Origin of the sequence: Methylobacterium komagatae (genome assembly GCF_042661665.1) — a bacterium.
GTDB classification, from domain to species: Bacteria; Pseudomonadota; Alphaproteobacteria; order Rhizobiales; family Beijerinckiaceae; genus Methylobacterium; species Methylobacterium komagatae.
This window is the reverse complement of sequence record NZ_JBHSWN010000001.1, coordinates 2,935,188-2,955,128: the sequence shown is the minus strand read 5'-3', so window position 1 is coordinate 2,955,128 and position 19,941 is coordinate 2,935,188. Positions and strand designations below refer to the sequence as shown.

General features: G+C 68.4%; 17 protein-coding genes and 2 pseudogenes. 12 read left to right on the top strand and 7 right to left on the bottom strand.

Going from position 1 to position 19,941, the window contains the following annotated elements; translation table 11 throughout:
• The first annotated feature begins 32 nt into the window (after nucleotides 1–32).
• From ACFQE0_RS14595 to ACFQE0_RS14555, 9 genes are all read left to right on the top strand, one after another.
• Nucleotides 33–305, top strand: a complete 273-nt coding sequence (locus tag ACFQE0_RS14595; protein WP_378970838.1) for a hypothetical protein — start codon at nucleotides 33–35, stop codon at nucleotides 303–305.
• Nucleotides 306–491: 186 nt separating this feature from the next.
• Nucleotides 492–1,616, top strand: a complete 1,125-nt coding sequence (locus tag ACFQE0_RS14590; RefSeq protein WP_378970836.1) for a sensor histidine kinase — start codon at nucleotides 492–494, stop codon at nucleotides 1,614–1,616.
• A complete protein-coding gene (locus ACFQE0_RS14585) occupies nucleotides 1,600–2,025 on the top strand; it encodes a response regulator (RefSeq protein WP_378970834.1) in 426 nt (141 codons plus the stop codon). Before ACFQE0_RS14590 ends, ACFQE0_RS14585 begins: the two co-directional genes overlap by 17 nt.
• 8 nt (nucleotides 2,026–2,033) lie before the next feature.
• Nucleotides 2,034–3,209, top strand: a complete 1,176-nt coding sequence (locus ACFQE0_RS14580; RefSeq protein WP_378970831.1) for a hybrid sensor histidine kinase/response regulator — start codon at nucleotides 2,034–2,036, stop codon at nucleotides 3,207–3,209.
• 42 nt (nucleotides 3,210–3,251) lie between these two features.
• A complete protein-coding gene (locus ACFQE0_RS14575; RefSeq protein ID WP_378970828.1) occupies nucleotides 3,252–4,745 on the top strand; it encodes a PAS domain-containing protein in 1,494 nt (497 codons plus the stop codon).
• The gene (locus tag ACFQE0_RS14570; protein ID WP_378970826.1) at nucleotides 4,736–5,056 is read left to right on the top strand and encodes a hypothetical protein; all 321 of its coding nucleotides are present in this window, start codon (nucleotides 4,736–4,738) and stop codon (nucleotides 5,054–5,056) included. Before ACFQE0_RS14575 ends, ACFQE0_RS14570 begins: the two co-directional genes overlap by 10 nt.
• Before the next feature lie 2 nt (nucleotides 5,057–5,058).
• On the top strand, nucleotides 5,059–5,439 hold the full coding sequence (locus tag ACFQE0_RS14565) for a response regulator (RefSeq protein ID WP_378970824.1): 381 nt from the start codon (nucleotides 5,059–5,061) through the stop codon (nucleotides 5,437–5,439).
• A gap of 96 nt (nucleotides 5,440–5,535) precedes the next feature.
• Nucleotides 5,536–5,940, top strand: coding sequence for a response regulator (locus tag ACFQE0_RS14560; RefSeq protein WP_378970821.1), 405 nt, complete (start codon nucleotides 5,536–5,538; stop codon nucleotides 5,938–5,940).
• Between the two features lie 411 nt (nucleotides 5,941–6,351).
• Nucleotides 6,352–6,663 (top strand): hypothetical protein, encoded by a 312-nt coding sequence (locus ACFQE0_RS14555; protein WP_378970818.1) that lies wholly within the window; start codon nucleotides 6,352–6,354, stop codon nucleotides 6,661–6,663.
• Nucleotides 6,664–6,777: 114 nt separating this feature from the next.
• On the opposite strand, the gene ACFQE0_RS14550 is transcribed toward ACFQE0_RS14555, so the two are convergent.
• The 4 genes from ACFQE0_RS14550 to ACFQE0_RS14535 form a co-directional block, all read right to left on the bottom strand.
• Entirely contained in the window at nucleotides 6,778–10,707 is a 3,930-nt protein-coding gene (locus ACFQE0_RS14550) for an ATP-binding protein (RefSeq protein ID WP_378970816.1), read from the bottom strand.
• A gap of 89 nt (nucleotides 10,708–10,796) precedes the next feature.
• On the bottom strand, nucleotides 10,797–11,717 hold the full coding sequence (locus ACFQE0_RS14545; RefSeq protein WP_378970813.1) for a molybdopterin-binding protein: 921 nt from the start codon (nucleotides 11,715–11,717) through the stop codon (nucleotides 10,797–10,799).
• Nucleotides 11,714–12,601 carry a cytochrome b/b6 domain-containing protein gene (locus tag ACFQE0_RS14540; RefSeq protein WP_378970810.1) on the bottom strand — a complete coding sequence of 296 codons (888 nt, stop codon included), beginning with the start codon at nucleotides 12,599–12,601 and terminating at the stop codon, nucleotides 11,714–11,716. The genes ACFQE0_RS14545 and ACFQE0_RS14540 overlap by 4 nt, the downstream gene beginning before the upstream one ends.
• Nucleotides 12,602–12,677: 76 nt before the next feature.
• A complete protein-coding gene (locus ACFQE0_RS14535; RefSeq protein WP_378970808.1) occupies nucleotides 12,678–12,911 on the bottom strand; it encodes a hypothetical protein in 234 nt (77 codons plus the stop codon).
• Between the two features lie 559 nt (nucleotides 12,912–13,470).
• Between ACFQE0_RS14535 and ACFQE0_RS14530 the strand changes: the two are divergent.
• From ACFQE0_RS14530 to ACFQE0_RS14520, 3 genes and pseudogenes are all read left to right on the top strand, one after another.
• Nucleotides 13,471–15,551 (top strand): annotated as a pseudogene (locus tag ACFQE0_RS14530) (ATP-binding protein).
• 187 nt (nucleotides 15,552–15,738) lie between these two features.
• Nucleotides 15,739–16,321: pseudogene (locus ACFQE0_RS14525) on the top strand (molybdopterin-dependent oxidoreductase); the annotation flags it as partial.
• 111 nt (nucleotides 16,322–16,432) lie between these two features.
• Entirely contained in the window at nucleotides 16,433–16,819 is a 387-nt protein-coding gene (locus tag ACFQE0_RS14520; protein WP_378975482.1) for a molybdopterin-binding protein, read from the top strand.
• Nucleotides 16,820–16,981: 162 nt separating this feature from the next.
• Here the strand turns inward: ACFQE0_RS14520 and ACFQE0_RS14515 are convergent, their stop codons facing one another.
• Genes ACFQE0_RS14515 through ACFQE0_RS14505 form a run of 3 tightly spaced genes read right to left on the bottom strand, consistent with a single transcriptional unit; the run spans nucleotide 16,982 to nucleotide 19,927 of the window.
• Nucleotides 16,982–17,230 carry a hypothetical protein gene (locus tag ACFQE0_RS14515; RefSeq protein ID WP_378970805.1) on the bottom strand — a complete coding sequence of 83 codons (249 nt, stop codon included), beginning with the start codon at nucleotides 17,228–17,230 and terminating at the stop codon, nucleotides 16,982–16,984.
• Nucleotides 17,231–17,236: 6 nt separating this feature from the next.
• Nucleotides 17,237–18,181, bottom strand: a complete 945-nt coding sequence (locus ACFQE0_RS14510) for a permease (protein WP_378970803.1) — start codon at nucleotides 18,179–18,181, stop codon at nucleotides 17,237–17,239.
• A 48-nt stretch (nucleotides 18,182–18,229) separates the two neighbouring features.
• A complete protein-coding gene (locus ACFQE0_RS14505) occupies nucleotides 18,230–19,927 on the bottom strand; it encodes a GMC family oxidoreductase (protein WP_378970800.1) in 1,698 nt (565 codons plus the stop codon).
• Nucleotides 19,928–19,941: the final 14 nt, after the last annotated feature.

The window sequence follows — 19,941 nt, the reverse complement described above, 5'->3', positions numbered from 1 at the left end:
CCTGTCGAGGCTGCGCGGGAGCTGACCCAGCGTTGCCTGCCCCTAAGCGCGACGGGCGTCCCTTAGCCCTGACCGGGATTTCCGCCGACGCATCGCGGTCGAAGAAGGGCGGCCGCATTACCGCGCAACTCCATGGCACGGATGCGCTGGCTGCGAGCCAGTACTCGCAAGGTTCGAACGTGAACGTCCCCAGGCCTGCATACCGCCAAGTCTACCAGGGCGTCCGCATGGACCTCACGCCCGACGGCCTCGTCCAGCAAGCGGCGCATCGAACCGTATTCCCCGTCGTGCATCCCGATCCATGAGGCTTCGCGGTCTAAGGGAGCCTTGCCCGCTGCCCTGGAACTGTCGACGCGACCACGGCCAGTCAATTCAATGACACTACGATAGGCCTTGCCGCCGCCGCTTTGTCACGACATGGGGCGCCACGCCTATACCGAAGTGGGCAGGCGTCATCGTCCCCACCGATCCATCGACGAAGGAGAGCTTGCGTGGAGCGAGCCGCGAACCTGACGGCGGACGACTTCCGCGCCCTCGCCGACGCGCTGCCGCAAATGGCCTGGGTCGCCGAGCCGAGCGGCGATATCATTTGGTACAACCATCGGTGGTACGACTACACTGGCACCACCATCGAGCAGATGCGCGGCTGGGGCTGGCGCGACGTCCACCACCCCGACCATGTCGAGCGCGTGGTGGAACGCATCAGCGAGGCGTTCCGGACCGGCGAGCCGTGGAAGGACACCTTTCCGCTCCGCGGCGCCGACGGCGAGTACCGCTGGTTTCTCTCTCTGGCTACACCCTACCGCGGGCCCGACGGCGCCATCCTTCGCTGGTTCGGGACCAACACCGACATCACCGAACGCAAGGGCCTTGAGCGGCGGCTCGCCCGGCACGCCATCGACCTGCGCCGCTCGAACGAGGAGTTGGAGCAGTTCGCCTACGTCGCCTCCCACGACCTGAAGGCGCCGCTGCGTGGCATCGAGAACCTCGTCGGGTGGATCGAAGAGGACCTGGAAGGCTCGCTGACCGGCGACGTCCGGACCAACATGGAGTTGCTCAAGAGCCGGGTGCGGCGGCTCGACAGCCTTCTCGACGACCTCCTGGCCTACTCGCGGGCGGGGCGGGCTGACGCGACGATGGACACGGTGGACACGAAGGCCCTCGTCGAGGAACTCGCCGTGCTGGTGAGCCCCCCGAAAGGCTTCACCATCACGGCGGACGCCTCCCTGCCGACGTTACAGGCGGCGCGGGCCCCGCTGACCCAGGCCTTGCAGAACCTGATCGGCAACGCCATCAAGCATCACGACCGGCCGGCCGAGGCGCGCATCCGGGTCGAGGCGAGACCGGCGGGGGACGCGGTCGAGTTCGTCGTGACCGATGACGGCCCCGGCATCCCCGAGCAGTTCCGCGAGCGCGTGTTCGGCATGTTCCAGACGCTGAGGCCCCGCGACGAGGTCGAGGGCAGCGGCATGGGGCTCGCCATCGTGCGCAAGCTGGTCGACCGGCAAGGCGGCAAGGTCCGGCTCGCGGACGGGCCGGACGGGCGCGGGCTGGCGGTGCATTTCACGTGGCCGCGCGACGGCCGGAAGGGACAGGCGGATGGGCTCGACGGTTAACATCCTGCTGGTCGACGACGACGAGGTCGACGTCCAGGGGCTCAAGCGCGCCTTCAAGAAAAGCCGGATCGGCAACCCGATCACGGTCGCCCGCGACGGCATCGAGGCGCTTGAGATCCTGCGTGGCGAGAACGGGCGCGAGCGCCTGCCCAAGCCGCACCTGATCCTGCTCGACCTGAACATGCCTCGCATGAACGGCATCGAGTTCCTGGAGGCGGTGCGCGCCGACGAGGACCTGCGCGCGGCGGTGGTGTTCATGATCACCACGTCGAAGGCCGACGAGGACCGGATGCGCGCCTACGGGCACAACGTCGCCGGCTACATCGTCAAGCGCGACCCGGCCAACACCTTCATGGAGGCGGTGGCGTTGCTGGAGCACTACTGGAAGGTGGTCGAGTTTCCTGCATAATCGTCACCGTGACGAACCCGACCCGCATCCTGTTGATCGACGACGACGCGGTCGACCGGGCGGCCGTCCGGCGGGCGCTCGCCAAGTCCGGCCTCGCCCATACCCTGACGGAGGCCGCGGGCGGCGAGGAAGGGCGTCGCCTCGCCGCCGAGGCGATCTTCGACTGCGTGCTGCTCGACTACCGGCTGCCGGGCATCGACACCTTCGCGCTGCTCAAGACCCTGCTCTCGGTCGAGGGCGAGGCGCGGGCGGTGCTGATGCTGACCGGCGAGGCCGATCCGGACCTCGCGACGCGGCTGATGCGGGCCGGCGCGCTGGACTACCTCGACAAGGCCGAGGTGACCCCATCCGGGCTGGCGCGAGCGATCCGCTTCGCCGAGGCCCGGCAGGCCTTCCAGGCGGAGCTCGCCGCCGCACGGCGGGAGGCCGAGGCGAAGTCGCTCGAACTCGACACCCTGAACCGGCAGAAGTCGCTGCTGTTCTCGATAATCGCTCACGACCTGCGCAACCCGTTCCAGGCGCTGCTTGGCCTGTCCGAGGTGCTGGGGAAAGCCGTCGCGGCGCGCGACCCCGCCTCCATCGAGCGCCGGGCCAAGGGCATCCAAGAAGCGGCGACGCAGGCCTATGCCCTGCTGGAAAGCCTGTTCTCCTGGGCGAGCCTGCAGATGGACACGATGGCGGTCACCCTGACCGACGTCGACCTGGGCACCCTGGCTGACGAGGTGATGCAAGGCGCCGCCGAGTCCGCCACCGACAAGGGGCTTATCCTGCAGGTATCCTGCGACCGCATCGTGGTTCGGGCGCAGCGGGACATGCTCGCCACGGTGCTTCGCAACCTCGTCAGCAACGCCGTCAAGTTCACGCTCCCCGGTGGTACGATCAAAATCGCCGGCCGCCGCGTCGCGGGCGAGGTCGAGATCTCGGTGACCGATACCGGGGTCGGCATGCCGCCGGGCAAGGTCGACGACCTGTTCAGGCTGGATCGGCGGACGACGACGAACGGCACGGCTGGCGAACGGGGCAGCGGGCTCGGCCTGCTGCTGTGCCGGGACCTGGTCGAGCGGCAAGGCAGCGTGCTGACAGTGAGAAGCGCCGTCGACAGCGGGACGACCTTCCGGTTTCGTCTGCCCCCGTCATCCGGGATCGACCACGCGCGAACAGTGAAGGTACCTCACGTCGGCTGACCTGCCAGCCTTGGCCCGGTCACAATCATTTCGGTTAGGAGATTGGCCCGACGCCGTTCGTCGTGCCCCTGCGGGAACACGACCATCTCGGCCCTCGTCCTTTCCCACCTCCGCGCCGGCGTCGTCGCCCGCCCGCCGCCCTTTTTCTGGAGGTACGGCATCGCCGCGCTGGCGGTCCTCGCCGTCGCCCTGCTGCGCTTCGCGTTGTTCGCCGAGTTCGCCCCGTGGTTCCTGTTCACCCCCGCCGTCGTGGCGGTGACCCTGCTGCTGGGGGGCGGGGCCGGGATGTGGGCCACGGTGCTCTCCACGCTCTGCGCCGGCTTCGTGCTCCTCGACGTCCCTCCCATCGGCATCCTTTCCCCGACGCAGTGGGCGGCATCCGGGATCTACGCCGCGACCACATCCGGCCTCGTCGGGGTCGTCGTCGCCCTACGACAGGCGCTGCGCTACTCCGACGCGGCGCGGGAGGACCTGGTGCGGGCGGCTTCCGATGCGGCGGAGCGCGAGGGCTTCCTGGCCGGCGTGCTGTCGAGCTCGACCGACTGCATCAAGGTGCTCGACCTCGACGGCAGGCTGACCTTCATGTCCGAGGGCGGCCAGCGCTTGATGGAGGTCAGCGACTTCAACGCCATCTCCGGCTGCCCCTGGCCGGACTTCTGGGCCGGCAGCGGCCATGCCGAGGCGGTCGCGGCGGTCAATGGAGCACGCGAGGGGCACTCGGCCAGCTTCGTCGGCCGCGCCAGCACCATGCAGGGTACGCCCAGGTGGTGGCACGTCGCGGTCAGCCCGATCCCGGGCGCGGACGGCAAGCCACACCGTATCCTGTCGGTCTCCCGCGACATCACGGCCCTGCGCGAGAGCGAGGAGGAGCGGGACCGCTTCGTCAGGCTGGCCGAGAACAGCACCGACTTCATCGGCATGGCCCACGTCGACGGCCGCGTGTTCTACATGAACGACGCCGCACGGCGGCTGGTCGGGTTGGAAGAGGCGGACATCACCACGCTCGCCATCGCGGACTTCTTCCCGCCCGAGGATGCCGTTACGGTGGCGGGAGATGTCCTGCCGGCGGTGAAGCGAGACGGCCACTGGGCCGGCGACCTGCATTTCCGTCACTTCGTCACGGGCGAGCTGATCCCCGTGCTCTACTCTGTGTTCCCCGTCACGGATCCGGACGGCAACACCCTCGGCTACGGCACCGTGACCCGCGATTTCCGGGCCCGCAGGCGGACCGAGGACGACATGCGGATGATGAACGGCGAGCCCGCCCACCGGCTGAAGAACGTCCTGGCCGTCGTGCAGTCGGTCGCGCACCAGACCTTGCGCAACAGCGTCGACCTGCCTTCCGCCAGCGAGAACCTGTCCGCACGGCTCGTCGCGCTGGGGGCGGCCACCGACGTGCTCACCGGCGGCTCATGGCGCTCCGCCGACCTGGGGGCGCTCGCGGAACATGCCCTGGCGCCGCACGGCGAGCCGGGACGCGCATCGTCCTCGACGGTCCCGCGGTCGCCCTGCAGCCCCAGGTGGCGGTGGCCCTGACCCTCGCCCTCCACGAACTCGCCACCAACGCGGCCAAGTACGGCGCCCTCTCCAACGAGACCGGCTGCGTCCACCTGACATGGCAGGTTGACGGGACGGGACCGGAGGCCAAATTCAGGCTGGCGTGGCGGGAGCAGGGTGGGCCGTCTGTCTCGGTTCCGACCCGGCGCGGGTTCGGCTCGACCCTGATCGAGCGCTCCCTGCGTTCGTACTTCGGGGGGACGGCGGCAAGCGAATTCCTCCCGGAGGGCTTGAGGTTCACGTTGGAGGCACGCGTGGGTGACGCGGCCGTCGTCGGGGAGAATCCGTAGCGGTGGGTCAGAGTACGCCTATCGGATCGAGGACGGTCCTGGTGGTCGAGGATGAGGCGCTCCTGCGCTTCGACATCGTCGACTTCTTCGAGGAGCGGGGTTGGCGCGTGTTCGAGGCTGGCAATGCCGACGAGGCAATTGCCCTCCTGGACCGGCACGGCGAGATCCGTGTTGTGCTGACCGACGTCCAGATGCCCGGTGACATGGACGGCCTGAAGCTGGCCCACTACGTCCGCGAGCGGTTCCCGCCGACGCTCCTGTTCGTCGTCTCGGGACATGCGCCGGTCACCCGCGAGGCACTGCCGGCCAGTGCGACATTCCTGCCCAAGCCGTTCGACCTGCACCGCGTGATGCGCCAGATCGACCGCAGCGGGGTGCCCTGAACGCTGTCGCCCATGAGGCCAGGTCATGCCTGCGACCGTGCCGTGCGCGGTCGGCAGCAGGGACCTTTCCGGTACGGTCCCACTTATATTCCGGCCATGGCCACCCACCTCTCGCCCTCCTTCGCCCTCGTCGTCGACGACGACGCCTTCATCCGCATGGACGCCTTGGCGATCCTGGAGGATGCCGGGTTCGAGACGTTGGAGGCAGCCCATGCAGACGCAGCGGTCGGCCTGTTGCACGAGCGTCATCCGCACCTCTGCCTGCTGTTCACCGACGTCCAGATGCCGGGGACGATGGACGGCTTCGCCCTGGCCCGTTACGCCGCCGAGCACTGGCCGCACATCTCCATCGTCGTCGCGTCCGGCCACGCCAAGCCCGGGCCGGGCGACTTGCCCGAGGGCGCGCACTTCATCGGTAAGCCCTTCAGCGCGCAGATCGTGCACGACCACCTGAAGAGCATGCTCCCCGACGAGCGCAAGCCGGAACCGCTCCGGGGCTGATTTATCCGGCCTCGCGAAGGTACGGAGCTCGGCGTCCATCCTTGTTGCGCATCATTCGGGCAACCCCCGACCGGGTTACCGACATCAGCCTGGCCTTTCGCATGGCCCCACGGGAGCGACTGGTGCTGGCGATGGTCTGGAGGGGATACCCGGATTGGAAAGCGTCGGTCGCGGCTGCATCCGCCGGGAACCGCGTGCGTTATCGTTTGACACCCGCCGGGCGCGCCAAGAGGCTTCCACCATGCAATCGGACACGCCACACCCGGGGGACGACCCGCTTCCGCCCATCGGCGACCCGCCCCTCGACCCTGCGCCGCCCGAGGGAGACCCGCCGACGGAGCCACCGGCACCGCAGCCGCCCGGTCCTATCAACGCGTTCTGAACCCAGCAGGAACCGGAGGCATCGAGCACATGACAGCCGCGCGCAAGCTGATCCACGCCGCGTCGAACGACGACCGCTGGTTCCTTTGCCTTGGCGACGGGCCGACGGACGTGTTCGTTCTGCATGAGCCCAACGGTCCCTCGGGTGGGAGGCCCTCCCGCATCGAGCTTTCGGCCTTTCTGGGCTCCGGGACCGGCAGCCCCGAGAGGCTCGCGCTCCTCGGGATGATCGGCTCGCTCGTCACGGTCCCCCTCGTCGCCGTGCCCGCGTCCTCGGGCGGGCCGGAACCCGGCGCCGCCGGCGCCGAACCGTCACCGGGCGAGCAAGCCTCAACCGCGTGAACCCTCCTACCATACTCCGTTGATGGTCTCGGCCAGCCTTCCAAAAGCGGTGCGATGGCTTATTCCGCTCCAGCCTCCGGGCCGAGGCAGGCATGGTGAGGGGCGCGCCGTCACCTACCGGCTCGGGGCGGCTCTCCGGCGTCTCCCGCGAATGACCTTGTTCAGGACCCGGGAGATCTGGTCGGCGGAATAGGGCTTGTGGAGGAGCTCGAAGCCGTACGTCCCCTCCTCGGCGAGCACGTGGCTGTAGCCCGAGGCCAGCACCACGGGCAGGTCGGGCAGGCGCCGACGCAGTTCCTTGGCGAGGGCGACGCCGCCCATGCCCGGCATGACCACGTCCGAGAAGACTGCGTCGAAGCCGGCACCGCCGCCGCCGAGCCGGTCCAACGCCTCCTCCGCGTTCGCGGCGAGCGCCGTCTCATAGCCCAGGTCCTCCAGGATCTGCGTCGCGAAGCGGCCGACCTCGACGTTGTCCTCGACCACCAGCACGCGCCGCCCCTCGCCCCAGGCGAACTCGCCAACGTCCTCGGGGACCGTCTCGTCGACGGGATCAACCTGCGGCAGGTACAGGGTGAAGGTCGTGCCCTCTCCCACGACGCTCGCCACGTCGACGTCACCGCCCGACTGCTTGGCGAAGCCGATCACCTGGGAGAGGCCAAGGCCCGTGCCCTTGCCGACCTCCTTCGTGGTGAAGAACGGCTCGAAGATGCGACCCAGGGTATCCTGGTCGATACCGGTTCCGGTGTCGGCGACGCTGACGGCCGCGAACGGGTTGCGTGAAGCGCCATGTCCGCGGATGGCCGGCATCGCCTGGTCACAGGCGAGACGAAGGGTAAGGGTGCCCTCGCCCTCCATCGCGTCGCGGGCGTTGATGGCCATGTTGACCAGCGCCGTCTCGAACTGGCTGGCGTCGGCACAGATGAAGCAGGGGTTTTCCGGCACCTCGGCCACGACCCGGATGCGGGCGCCGGTGACGGTGTCGACCATCTCCGCCACGGCCTGGAGCCGCGCGCCGACATCGAAGGTCTCAGGCTTCAGGGCCTGCCGCCGGGCGAAGGCGAGGAGCTGGCCGGTGAGCTTGGCGGCACGGTCCACCGTATCGGACACCGCGTCCATGTATCGGGTGCGCCGCTCTTCCGGCAGGTCCGGCCGGCGCAGGAAGTCCACCGACGAACGGATGATGGTCAGGAGGTTGTTGAAGTCGTGTGCCACCCCGCCGGTCAATTGCCCGACCGCCTCCATCTTCTGCGACTGCCGCAGAGCCTCCTCGGCCTGGGAGAGACTGATCGCCTGGGCTCGTTTTTCCGTAACGTCGCGGGCGACGCAGTAGAGGCGCCCGTCCGCAGGGACCGCCGTCCACGACAGGGTCCTATAGCTGTCGTCCCGGGTTCGGAAGCGGTTCTCGAAGGCCATGGTGGTCGCGCCCCCGGCGAGCCGCCCCACCTCGGCGCGGGTCTTCTCGCGGTCGTCGGGATGTTCCAGCCACTCCGAGGTACGCCCGACGATGTCGCGTGCCTCCCACCCCAGCGTCAGGGTCCAGGCCGGGTTGACCGCGAGCCAGACGCCGTCGCTGTCGGCGACGCCGAGCATGTCGAGGCTGACCTGCCAGATCCGGTCGCGCTCGGCCGTGCGGGCGGCGACCGCCCGTTCCAGGTCCTCGTTCACCCGGCGGAGGGCGTCCGCCGCCTCGCGTCGTACCCGGGCGAGCTGAAGGTTCGCACCCACCCGCGCAATCAGCTCGCGGGCCGAGAACGGCTTGGTCAGGTAATCGTCGGCCCCGGCATCGAGTCCATCCACCTTGGCCTCGTCGCCGGCCCTCGCCGAGAGCATGATGACGGGCAGGTCGCCCAGCGCCGGGTCGGCCCGCACGGCGGCGAGCAGGCCGAAGCCGTCGAGACGGGGCATCATCACGTCGGTGAGCAGCAGGTCGGGTCGCCGCTGGCGGGCGACCGCCAGCGCCGCCTCGCCGTCCGGTACCGCCTGGACGTCATAGCCCTGGGCGGCGAGCAAGCGGGCGACGTGGTCGCGCATATCGGCGTTGTCGTCGGCGAGCAGCACGCGCCCCGTCGAAGGAGGGGCATGGGGGACCGGCTCGGCGTCGAGGATCAGGTCCTCCGCGCCCGCGCCGCCGTCGATCCAGCGGCGGGCCTCGGCGACGAAGGCCTCGACCCGCGCGGCGGTCAGGCTCGGCGTTGCGCCTTCCCCCGCCATGCCGACCGCTTCCTGTGCGAGAGGCAGCGAGACGCGGAAGGTGCTGCCGGCACCAGGTTCACTTTCGACCCGAATGAACCCGCGGTGCAGCCGGACCATCTCCTGCACCAGCGCGAGGCCGATCCCCGTACCCTCGAATGTGCGCCCCTGGGCCCCCTCGACCCGGTGAAACCGGTCGAATAGGCGCGGAAGCTCCTCGGAGGGGATGCCCGTGCCGGTATCCGCGACTGTGAGCACGGCACATTCGCCCGCCCGCTCGACCCGCACGGTGATCCCGCCCTTCAGCGTGAACTTGAAGGCGTTGGAGAGGAGGTTCAGGACCACCTTCTCCCACATCTCCGGATCGAGCGGCACGAGGGTGTCGAGGGGCGGGCAGTCGACGGTCAGCGTCAGGCCCGCCTGCTCGCACAGCGACCGGAAGTTGCCGGCGAGGTCGGCGGTGAACCGCGGTAGGTCGGTCAGCCGGTACACGGCCCGGGCACGGCCTGCCTCGACCCGGGAGAAGTCGAGCAGTCCGTTGACGAGGCGCAGCAGCCTGAGGCCATTGCGGTGGGCGACGGTAGCCAGCGCCCGGTTGTCAGGCAGCACGCCGGCCGGCGGCTTGGCGAGGATCTCCTCCAACGGGCTGAGCATCAACGTCAGCGGCGTGCGGAACTCGTGGCTGACGTTGGAGAAGAAGGCGGTCTTGGCTCGGTCGATCTCGGCCAGGCGCTCCGCGCGGGCCCGTTCCTCCTGGTAGGCGAGCGCGTTGGTCACGGCGGCGCTGAGGTTGGAGGCGACCTGCTCGCAGAAGGCTTGGTAGCGCTCGTCGAACCGTAGGCGCGGGCTGATACCGATGACCGCGATTCCGCTGGTGCGGCCTCCTGTTCCGGCCGTGACGGGCATGACCCGTGCCTGGGTGACCGGCTCCGGCCAAGGCCCGCCCGGCAGCCCGGGAATCCGCGCGTCGAGCCCTTCCACCAGGATGGGCGTACCGGTGGCGGCCACGTGGCGCAGCGACCATGGATCGGTCCCGGCCTTGTCCGACAGGGCGAAGCGGGTTGCTGCGTCCGGCATGCCGACCTGGCCGGCGAGCGTCAGGCCCGGCCCCTCCGCGTCGAAGGTGTAGAGCAGCGCGAACGGTACGTCGTGCGGGTCACCGGCCAGCACATCGGCGGCGACGGCATAGGCCTCCTCGGTCGACTTCGCCTCGATGGACCGGGCGGCCAGGTCGCGCAGCAACCTCGTGCGGCGGTCGGCCAGCACCCGCTGCGTCGTCTCGGCGACGGCCGTGAAGATGCCCTCGACGCGGGCCTGCTCGCCGCGGATCGGGCTGTACGAGTAGTAGAAGTAGCACTCCTCGACGTACCCGAAGCGATTGAGGGGCAGGAGCTGGTCGTCGGACCACGTCGCCTCGCCCGTCTCGAAGACCGTGTCGAACATCGGGCCGATGATGTCCCAGATCTCGGCCCAGACCTCGGTGCCCGCCCGCCCGAACGACCAGGGATGCTTGTCGCCGACGACCGGCCGCCATGCGTCGTTGTAGATCAACGCCCGCTCCGGCCCATAGTACAGCACGACGGGAAAACGGGTCGTCAGGCAGATGCTGACGGCCGAACGCAGGGCCTGGGACCAGTCGGAGACTGGGCCGAACGAGGTTTGCGACCAGTCCATGGACCGCATGAGCGCGCCCATCTCGCCGCCGCCGGCCATGAAGCCGGTGTCGACCGGCGCGTCGGCCGCGTCGAACGGAACGCCGGCCTGCCGCAGCATCTCGCGGAGCCTGGCGTTCTCAAGGGCCAGCTCTCGGTCGGCGCCTTCCGCGCGCGCGAAGGGAAGCACGTTCTCGGACACGGATCCCGGTCAATTCCACAGGGTCAGCAGGGATGCCGATATCGGTCAGGATATGAACGAAACCAAGGCCGCGCCCAGGGCATCGGCCTTCATATGCCGGCGTACCAGGCGTAGCCCTGGTCCTCCCAGTATCCGCCCTTGCCTTCGCCGATGTCGGCGAAGCTCTCCACGACCTCGATCCGCATGACGTACTTGGCCTGCTTGTAGCCGAGGTTGCGTTCGAGGCGCAGCCGCAAGGGGGCACCGTTCGCCACCGGCAACGCCTCCCCGTTCAGGTCGTAGGCGAGGATGGTCTGGGGGTGGAAGGCGTCCACGAGGTCGATGCTCTCGTAGTAGCGAACGGGTGCGTCGTCGCCAGCGGAGGTCCCCTCAGCGGCCTGTTGGCCCCCGGAATCCCGCTTGTCCTCACCCCCGCCTGTTTGCTTAGTCATCGCGGGATTGGCGTTGCCGCCGGACGAGGCGTCCTCCGTCCCGTCCCCTTCGGCGCCATCGTCCTCGCCCTGGTCCATCGTGTCGGCGCAGCGGAACACGACGTAGCGCGCCTCCGGTTTCAGCCGCGCCCGGTCCAGGATCTCGGACAGGGGCACGCCGGTCCACTTGCCGATGCAGCTCCACCCCTCGACGCAATCGTGCCGGGTGATCTGCGTGCGGGCAGGAAGCTTGCGCAGCTCGGCCAGGGAGAGCTTCAGCGGGGTCTCGACGAGGCCGCCGACCTCCAGCCGGTAGTCCGCGAACTTGCGCCGCGCCAGCGCCTTGTAGGCCTTGTCGGGCGGGTCCTCGGTGCCGTTCGGCTTGAACCATGGCGAGATTTCCGCCTCGGCGTACTCGGGCGCGAGCGTCCGCTCGGTGAGGAGTAGCCGTTGCACGAACTGGTTGGCGTCCTCGCCGGTCTTGAGCGTGCGCCGGAACCAGTCGGCCTCGCCGAGCCGGTCGCAGCCCCCGAGCATCGCGGTGCCGGCCGCGGCGGTGGCGCCGAGCAGGAGAGAGCGTCGGCTGGGCGGCTGGATCATGCGCGGTGCTCCCGGACATCATTCCCCGCCGCGGGCTCGATCCGGCGCTCGATCACGAACCAGCCGGTGAGCATGCCGCGCATGTTGTTCCAGAAGCCCGACAGCACGACGAGGGCGACGTGGACGACGACGAACAGGACCAGCAGGGCCGCGACGACAAAGTGGACGGTCCGCGCCGACTGCCGCCCGTCGAACAGCGTCAACAGGAACGGGAACGCCGCGTCCATCGCGGGCGACATCGCCAGGCCGGCCAGCACCTGCACCGGCAGCAGCACGAACAGCACGACCGCGTAGGTGAGCTTCTGAATGACGTTGTAGCGCTTGGCCTCGTCACCTTGCGGGAAACGCAGGGTCAGGTGCTCCCAGACCGAGGCGGCGAAATGGCGGACCTGGTCCCGCTGCGGGACGACGCGGAAGCGCAACTGACCGCTCAGCAACCCGTACAGCAGGTACAGGGCGCCGTTCAGGACGAAGGCCCAGGCGAAGAAGAAGTGCCAGCTGCGCCCACCGGTGAGGTCCTGGTCGCTCGGCAGGGTCAGCCACGCAGGGAAACCCCGGTCAGCCGGCTCGCCATCGGCGCCCGCCGAGGAGCCGAGCCAGCCGGTGGTGTCGAGGCTGTGGCCTAGCAGAGTCGTGACGCCTTTGGGCGGGTCGTCGTCGGTCGAAGTCATCGATAGCAGCGGGTGGTCGAAGGTCGAGACCTTGCCCCAGTCCAGCGCCGGGTGGGCGTTGAAGATCTGCAGGCCGCTCATCAGCAGGACAAGCAGGCACAGGGCGTTGACCCAATGGGTGATCCGGATGACGGCGGGGTGCCGGAACATCCAGCGCCGACGCTCGACCTCGCCGGTGTCGGGGGCGGAGCGCGTCAAGTAGGTGCGGGGCACGTGCGCGACGTATCCTGGGAACCGCGGGGCGCGGCGATCGACCCGAAGGTCGAGCCGCCGCGTTCGAGAAGACCGCTTACATGCGGTTCATCATCATCTTCCGCTTCATCATCCGGCGCTTCATCATCTTCTTATGCATCATGCGCTTCTTCATCATCATGCGCTCGCTGTGCGTCATACGCACCTGCGTGATGCCTGCCGGGCCGGCCTGGAGGCCGTTCGGGCCCATCGGTGCGGCTGAAGCGGCGCCGGTGCCGAGCGTGAGGCCTCCGAGGACCGAGGCGGCGAGCGCGAGGGTGGTGATCTTCATTCGTCGTCTCCTGTACGGGGAAGAATTCCCCCTGTCGCACAATGAGGCAAGACGATGTATGCGCGTAAGTTCCTGATTTTTATAAAAAAAACTATGGTGTATGGGCGTCGGGCACGGTTATTGGGGCGCTGAAGCGAGGCCTCGCGCCGTGCCCTGGCCGGGCGTATGCCCGCCTGTACGAGGGGTTGTCCCGGAAGGTTTCACGGGACGGGAATAATCTGGTCCCGGGTATGAATGGGGTGATGGTGTTCCACACCCGACCGGCTTCGCGAACGAGACCCAAACGGAAGCCGAGCAGCCTGCCCTGTACGGGCCGATCAACGGACGAAGGCTGGCCAGACTTCCACTTTACGCTTCAGCGCCGACGAGAGGACGGTTTTCTCCCCGGCCAGATCGGCGAGATCCTGGTAACCACGGCTCCCAGACGGCACAACCGCGAACGTCGCCTGAGTCGGTGCGTTCTCCCAAGGCCAGGTGGCAAACGGGAATAGAATTGGCACAGGTTCCTCGACGAGCGGACGGCACGGCCGCAACGGGTTCCGCGGCAAAGGCGAGGGCCATGTCCCAGGCGCTTGCCTGCCTCGGCATCGTGGTCTCGCTCACGGTCGCCTCCGGCTGGGCGTTCCGTCTGCCTCTCCTGACGACAATCCTTCCGGGCGAGGCGCCGATGGTGGCGCTGACCGCCCTCGCGGTGCTGGCCCTGTCGGTCTCGCTGCTGCTCTCGGCACAGCACGAGGGGCGAGTGGACGACAGGCGTGTCGGCCGCTGGCTCGCCGTCGTCGCGGTCGCAGTGGCTGCCGGCGGGGGCATCCAGTACGCCGTTCCGCACGGTTTCCGGCTCGACGACTGGCTGCAGCGACTCGTGTCAGGTCCGCTTGGGCCGGACAACGGAATATCGCTTGCGACCGTGGTCTGCGTCCTGGGCGCCGCGGCCGGCATCATCCTCGGCGATGCGCGAGGCCGGACGTTCACCCGCCTCGGCGTGGCGGCGGCGGCCCTCGCCTTCGTCGCCGCCGCCGTGGGCGGCCTGGGCTACGTCTACGGGGTCGGGGCCTTCCATCAAGGCGGACCCTACTCGCGCATGTCGTTACTCACCGCCCTGACCTTGGGCCTGCTGTCGGCCGGAGTTCTGCTCTCCAGGCCGCACGGGCCGTGGGTCGCGACCGTGCTCCGCGGCGGGGAGGTCGCTCGGCTCCTTCTGCCGGCCGTCGTGGTCGTCCCGCTGCTGCTCGGGGGCCTGCAGATCTACGCCGTCCGTTTGGACCTGCTGGAGCCCGAGACCGGGACCGCGCTCCTCGTCACCGTGCTCGCGATCTGCCTGGCCGCGCTCGCCCTCCGCCTCGCCCGTGACGTGGAGCGGCGCATCGTCGGCGAGCGTCGGCTCCGGGACACCCTTCAGGACATGAACGAGGCGCTGGAGCGGCGGGTCGATGAGCGGACCCGAGACCTCGCGCAGGCGCAGGACGCTCTGATCCAGGCCCAGAAGATGGAGGCCATCGGGCAGCTCACCGGCGGTGTGGCCCACGACTTCAACAACCTTCTGACCATCATCCGGTCGTCGGTCGAGTTCCTGCGCCGGCCGAACCTGCCGGAGGAACGGCGTGTTCGCTACATGGACGCCGTGTCCGACACCGTGGACCGTGCGGCGAGGCTCACCGGACAGCTCCTTGCCTTCGCCCGCCGGCAGCCGCTGAGGCCCGAGACCTTCGACGTAAGCTCCCGCCTCGTCGGCTTGGCCACGATGTTGGACACCCTGACGGGGGCCCGCATCCGCGTCGTGACGACCAAGCCCGAGTGCCCCTGCTTCGTGCGCGCCGACGCCAGCCAGTTCGACACCGCCATCGTCAACCTCGCCGTGAACGCCCGCGACGCGATGGACGGCGAGGGCACGCTGACCTTGGCCCTGTCCTGCGGCAGGGCGAAGCCGGCGATCCGCGGCCACGCTGGCCTGTCGACGCCGTTCGTGACGCTCGCTGTCGGCGATACCGGCTCGGGAATCGCGGCAGAGAGCGTCGCCCGCATCTTCGAGCCATTCTTCACCACGAAGGAGGTCGGCAAGGGGACCGGCCTTGGCCTCAGCCAGGTCATTGGCTTCGCGAAGCAGTCTGGCGGCGACGTCGACGTCGCGAGCGTCGTAGGCCGCAGGACCACTTTCACGCTCTACCTGCCGCAGGCCGAGGAGGCGGTCATGGACGTCGTCGAGGACGTCGTCGAGGACACGCTGGCCGACGACAATGATCGGTGCATCCTAGTGGTCGAGGACAACGTGGAGATCGGACGCTTCTGCACGCAGATCCTGGACGACCTGGGCTACGGCACGACCCTGGCGCAGACCGCGGAGGCGGGGCTCGCGGAGATCGAGGCTGCACCATCCCGCTTCGACGCGGTCTTCTCGGACGTCGTCATGCCGGGCATGGGCGGCTTGGGCTCGCCAAGCGGCTTCGGGCGACCCATCCGGGGCTGCCGGTGGTCCTGACGTCCGGCTACAGCCACGTGCTGGTGCAGGACGACGCCCACGGCTTCGACCTGGTGAGGAAGCCTTATTCCGCCGCCCAGGTCGATGGGGCCTTGCGCTCGGCGACGCGGCGGCGGCGACGCGCGGACATGCGGCCGGCACCCGTGCAGGAGACGACTTCATGACCACCTTGAAGCTTCTCCTCGTCGGCCTCAACCACGTCGCATGGAAGGTCGGCGACATCGGGGTGGCGCTCCGAGGCAACCATGAGGACGAGCCGTGATCCGATGTCCCGCTCGGCGTCGCTTAACTCGGACGCCACTGTGTGCGCCGATATGCTTTGAGCCCAATCTCTCCTGAGAAGAGCGCCTGATGTCGAGCTTGGCCAAACGCAAGATGCGCCTGATCGTCCACGGCGAGCGGCCCTACAACGCCGAGACACCCCTGGCTCGACTGCGCGCGCACTATAGAACCACCGTGGACGATTTCTACGTGCGATCCCACGGCGATCTGCCGGACATCGATGCCGCGGCGTGGCGTCTGTCCGTCGTCGGTGCGGTGGGGAACGTCCTCGACCTGTCGCTGTCGGATCTGCGCACGCGCTTTTCGGAGACGACAGTCACCGCCACGATGCAATGTGCCGGCAATCGCCGAGCTCGACATGAGGGCGGTCGCTCCGGTTTCCGGCGATCCCTGGGATGGGGGCGCCATCGGCACGGCCGACTGGACCGGCGTGCGCCTCGCCGACGTCTTGACCGCCGCGGACGTCGCCCCGGGGCCGGACCTGCACGTGGCTTTCGAGAGTCACGACGTCGTGGACGGCCAGCCCTACGGAGTCTCGATCTCGCTCGCCAAGGCGACCGCAGGCGAGACCCTCCTGGCCTATGCGATGAACGGAACGCCGCTGCCGCGGGAGCACGGTTTCCCGCTCCGCGCGGTCGTGCCGGGCTATGCCGGCGTGCGCAGCCCGAAATGGCTGCGGCGCATCACCGTGCAGGACCACCCGTCGACCAACCCGATACAGGCGGAGGATTACAAGCTCTTTCCACCACACGTCAGCGCCGAGATGGCTGATCCCGCGCAGGGACACACCATCGAGACGATGCCGCTCAACGCAGCGATCTGCGAGCCCGCCCGGGGGGCCCACCTTTCAGCGGGTACGACCGTCGTCCGAGGATACGCCATCGCGGGAGATCGCGCGGTGGTGCGTGTCGATGTTTCGGGCGATGGCGGTCGATCCTGGCGTCAGGCGAAGATGGAGCATGAGGCCGGCGCCCCCTTCGCCTGGACGTTCTGGACGATCGTGCTGGATTTGCCCCCGGGAGCGCACGAACTGGCGGTGCGGGCCTGGGATGCCGCCGGGCAGACCCAACCGAGTCAGCCGGACGACACGTGGAATTACAAGGGCTACCTCAGTACATCGTGGCACCGCGTCCCCGTCGAGGTCACCTGAGTCTTGCGGTCGGCCGAAACGGGTGTGGTAGTCGCATCACTGTCGATCGCCGGGTAGAAGGCAGGCAGCGGCGAGGCGCAAACCGCCAAGGTCGGCCCGGACGGCGAGGTCGTTGACTGACGCCGTCGCGGCCCCGCCGTACCGAGTCCGCCATTAATTGGCTCACCCGTTGCGGTGTTGTTCCGAGCCCGACCTTTGATTGGCATGCTCATGCTCGTCATGGCCATGCTGCATCGGATGCTGCCGACTGATCCACCAAAGGTATAACCCCAGCGCCCCGAACAGCAGGTTCAGCCAGAACGTGTAGTTCAGAGAAAAGTGCGTCAGTTGCGCCCGAACGTCGGTATCATGGCTCGGTACCAGCCGTAGACCGGTGAATATCAGGTCCATCACCAGCGCGGCGATGACCATAGTCAGTTAGAACACCCCGGCGATGTAGGCGGCCATTTTCCAGCCGAAGTAGCGCCGGTAGGTGTCAAGCAGCGGCAGCACGATCAAGTCGGCGTATAGGAACGCCAAGACGCCGCCGAAACTGGCACCGCCGGCCCACAGCACCGCGGCGAGCGGCACGTTGCCAATCGAGCAGACGAAGGTCAGGACGGCGATCAGGGGCCCGAGCAGAGCGTTGAGTAACACCTTCAGCCACGGTGAGGCGTCGGTCAAAAACAGGGACTTCCAAAAGGCGTTCGGCACGAAGGCGGAGAGGAACCCGCCGACGAGGAAGCCGATCGCGAGATCCTTCCACAGCATCGACCATTCCATCGTGAAGTTCTGAGCCATGCGAATCCGGGTTTGTGGGTTGGTCAGCCGCTGGCCGATCGTGTCGCCCTCGACCGCCATCGTCATATGGTTGTGCCCGCCCACCGCCTCCTCGTGGTTGCGGGCCTCCTCGGCGAGCTTTCGCGGGTAAGTCAGCTTGACCAGAATGCTCATCACCACGACGAGCACGATCCCGCCGATCCATTCACCGGCCATGAACTGCCACCCGAGCAGGAGGTAGAGGATGATGCCGAGTTCGAGCACGAGGTTTGTCGAGGCGAACATGAAGGCGAGCGAGGTCGCCAGCGCGGCGCCCTTCTTAAACAGGGTGCGCATGATCGCCGCCGAGGCGTAGGAGCATGAGGACGAGGCGGCGCCGGCGACCGATGCCAGGGCCAATTCCTTCGGGCCGCTGCGGCCGAGCACCGTCTCCATCTGGTCGGTCGAGACGACCGACTGCAGTAGCGCCGAGATCGCAAAGCCGAGGATCAGCGTCCAGCCGGTCTGCCACGCCATCCCTACGGCGATGAGCAGAGCTTGGCCTAAGTGTCGACGCTGCCCAACACGTGCAGACCTCCGTGTCGAGAGCAAAAATGGAGACACGCGATCCCGTTCCGCTCGAACGGGTATCCCCGATGCCGCTCACGCCGATCACCGTCTCCCCGCCAAAATTCGATCGGCTGTGCGCAAAGCGACGGCTTGGATCGTGAGCGAGGGATTCACGCCGCCCACCGTCGGGAAGACCGAACCATCGCAGACGTACAGGTTCGGGATGTCCCAGGACCGGCAATCTGCATCGACCACGGAAGTGCGCGGGTCGGCACCCATGCGAGCCGTACCGTTGAGGTGGCAGGTGTCGTCGCCCTGGTCCCAGACCTCGCGCCCGCCTGCCGCCACCAGGGCCTCGCGCAGGAACTTGAGCGCGTGGCGGTTCAGCGCCTTGTCGTTGTCACACCAGGAATAGGTGATGCGCGCCACCGGCAGCCCGTACTGGTCCTTCACGTCGGAGAGCGTCACCCGGTTGCGCTCCTGCGGCATGTATTCGGAGACGACCTTCAGCCCGGCGACGTGGTTGTAGCGCTGCATCTCCGAGACGAGCGCCTCACCCCACAGACCGTGCGCGGAGGCCTGGGTGTTGGCCCAGAGCCGGGGCAGCGGCCCCTGGCTCATGTAGGAGTAACCGCCGAAGAAGTCCTTGGCGAAGGGGCCACGGCCCTTGTCGTCGTAGTTCCAGTGCTCGCTGATCGCGAGCGAGGGCGGCCCCTTGTAGCTGCGGATCTCCTCGTCGAAGACGCCCCAGACCGCTTGGTTGCCCTGAACCATCAGGTTCCTGCCGACGAGGCCCGAGGAGTTGGCGAGTCCGTCCGGGAACTCCTGGTTGGCCGAGTTGAGGAGAAGCCGCGGCGTCTCGATGGCGTAGCCCGCCACCACGACGTTCTTAGCACGTTGGAACCGCCACTTTCCCTCGCGGAAATAGTGAACACCGGTGGCGCGCCCGTTCCTCGTTTCGATGCGCCCGACCATTGCGAGGTCGCGGATCTCGGCGCCGGCCTTCAGGGCGCGGGGCAGGTAGCTTACAAGAACGCTCTGCTTGGCGTTGGTGGAGCAGCCCAGCGTGCAGAAGCCGCGGTAGACGCAAGGGGGCGCATCGCCGTGCGGAGCCGAGACCGTGGCGAGCGGCGTCGGCGTCCAGCCGATCCCCATCGCCTCGGCGCCCCGGGCCAGCACTTTGGCGGCGGCGTTGATCTCGTGCGCGCGGCGATGGTAGCGCCGCCGGTGCGGCCCCCAGGGGTAGGAGACCGGACCGGAGATCTTCAGGTCGTCTTCGACCTGATCGTAGTAACGCCACATCTCCCGCCAATCGAGCGGCCAGTCGGCGCCGTAGCCCATCAGGGTGCGGGTCTTGAACCATTCCGGTCGAAAGCGCAGGGCAACCATGGCGTAGTGGACGGTCGAGCCGCCCACCGCCTTGCCGGAATTGTTCGAGCCCATCTGCAACGGGTTCTCGCCGTCGACGATGCGCTCGTCCGTCCAGTAGAGCTTGGATTGGTGGCTCTCGTCCGAGGCGAAATCCTCCAGCGGCCGGAAATACGGGCCGGCATCGAAGGCCACCACCGAGAGGCCACCCTCCGCGAGCCGACAGGCCAGGGTTCCGCCGCCCGCCCCGGTGCCGACGATGGCGAAGTCGACCTCGTCCTCGTCCCGGTGCTGGCGCATCGGCACCCATTCGCCGATCCGCATGACGTTGGGGGCGCGACCGTCGCGGGCGCGGGGATGGTGCTCCGGGTCGTCGTCGGGCGTGACGTGCTTGGGGTTGTCGGCGGCGTTGCCGAGGCCGGGGATGCGCATCGACGGAGGTATCC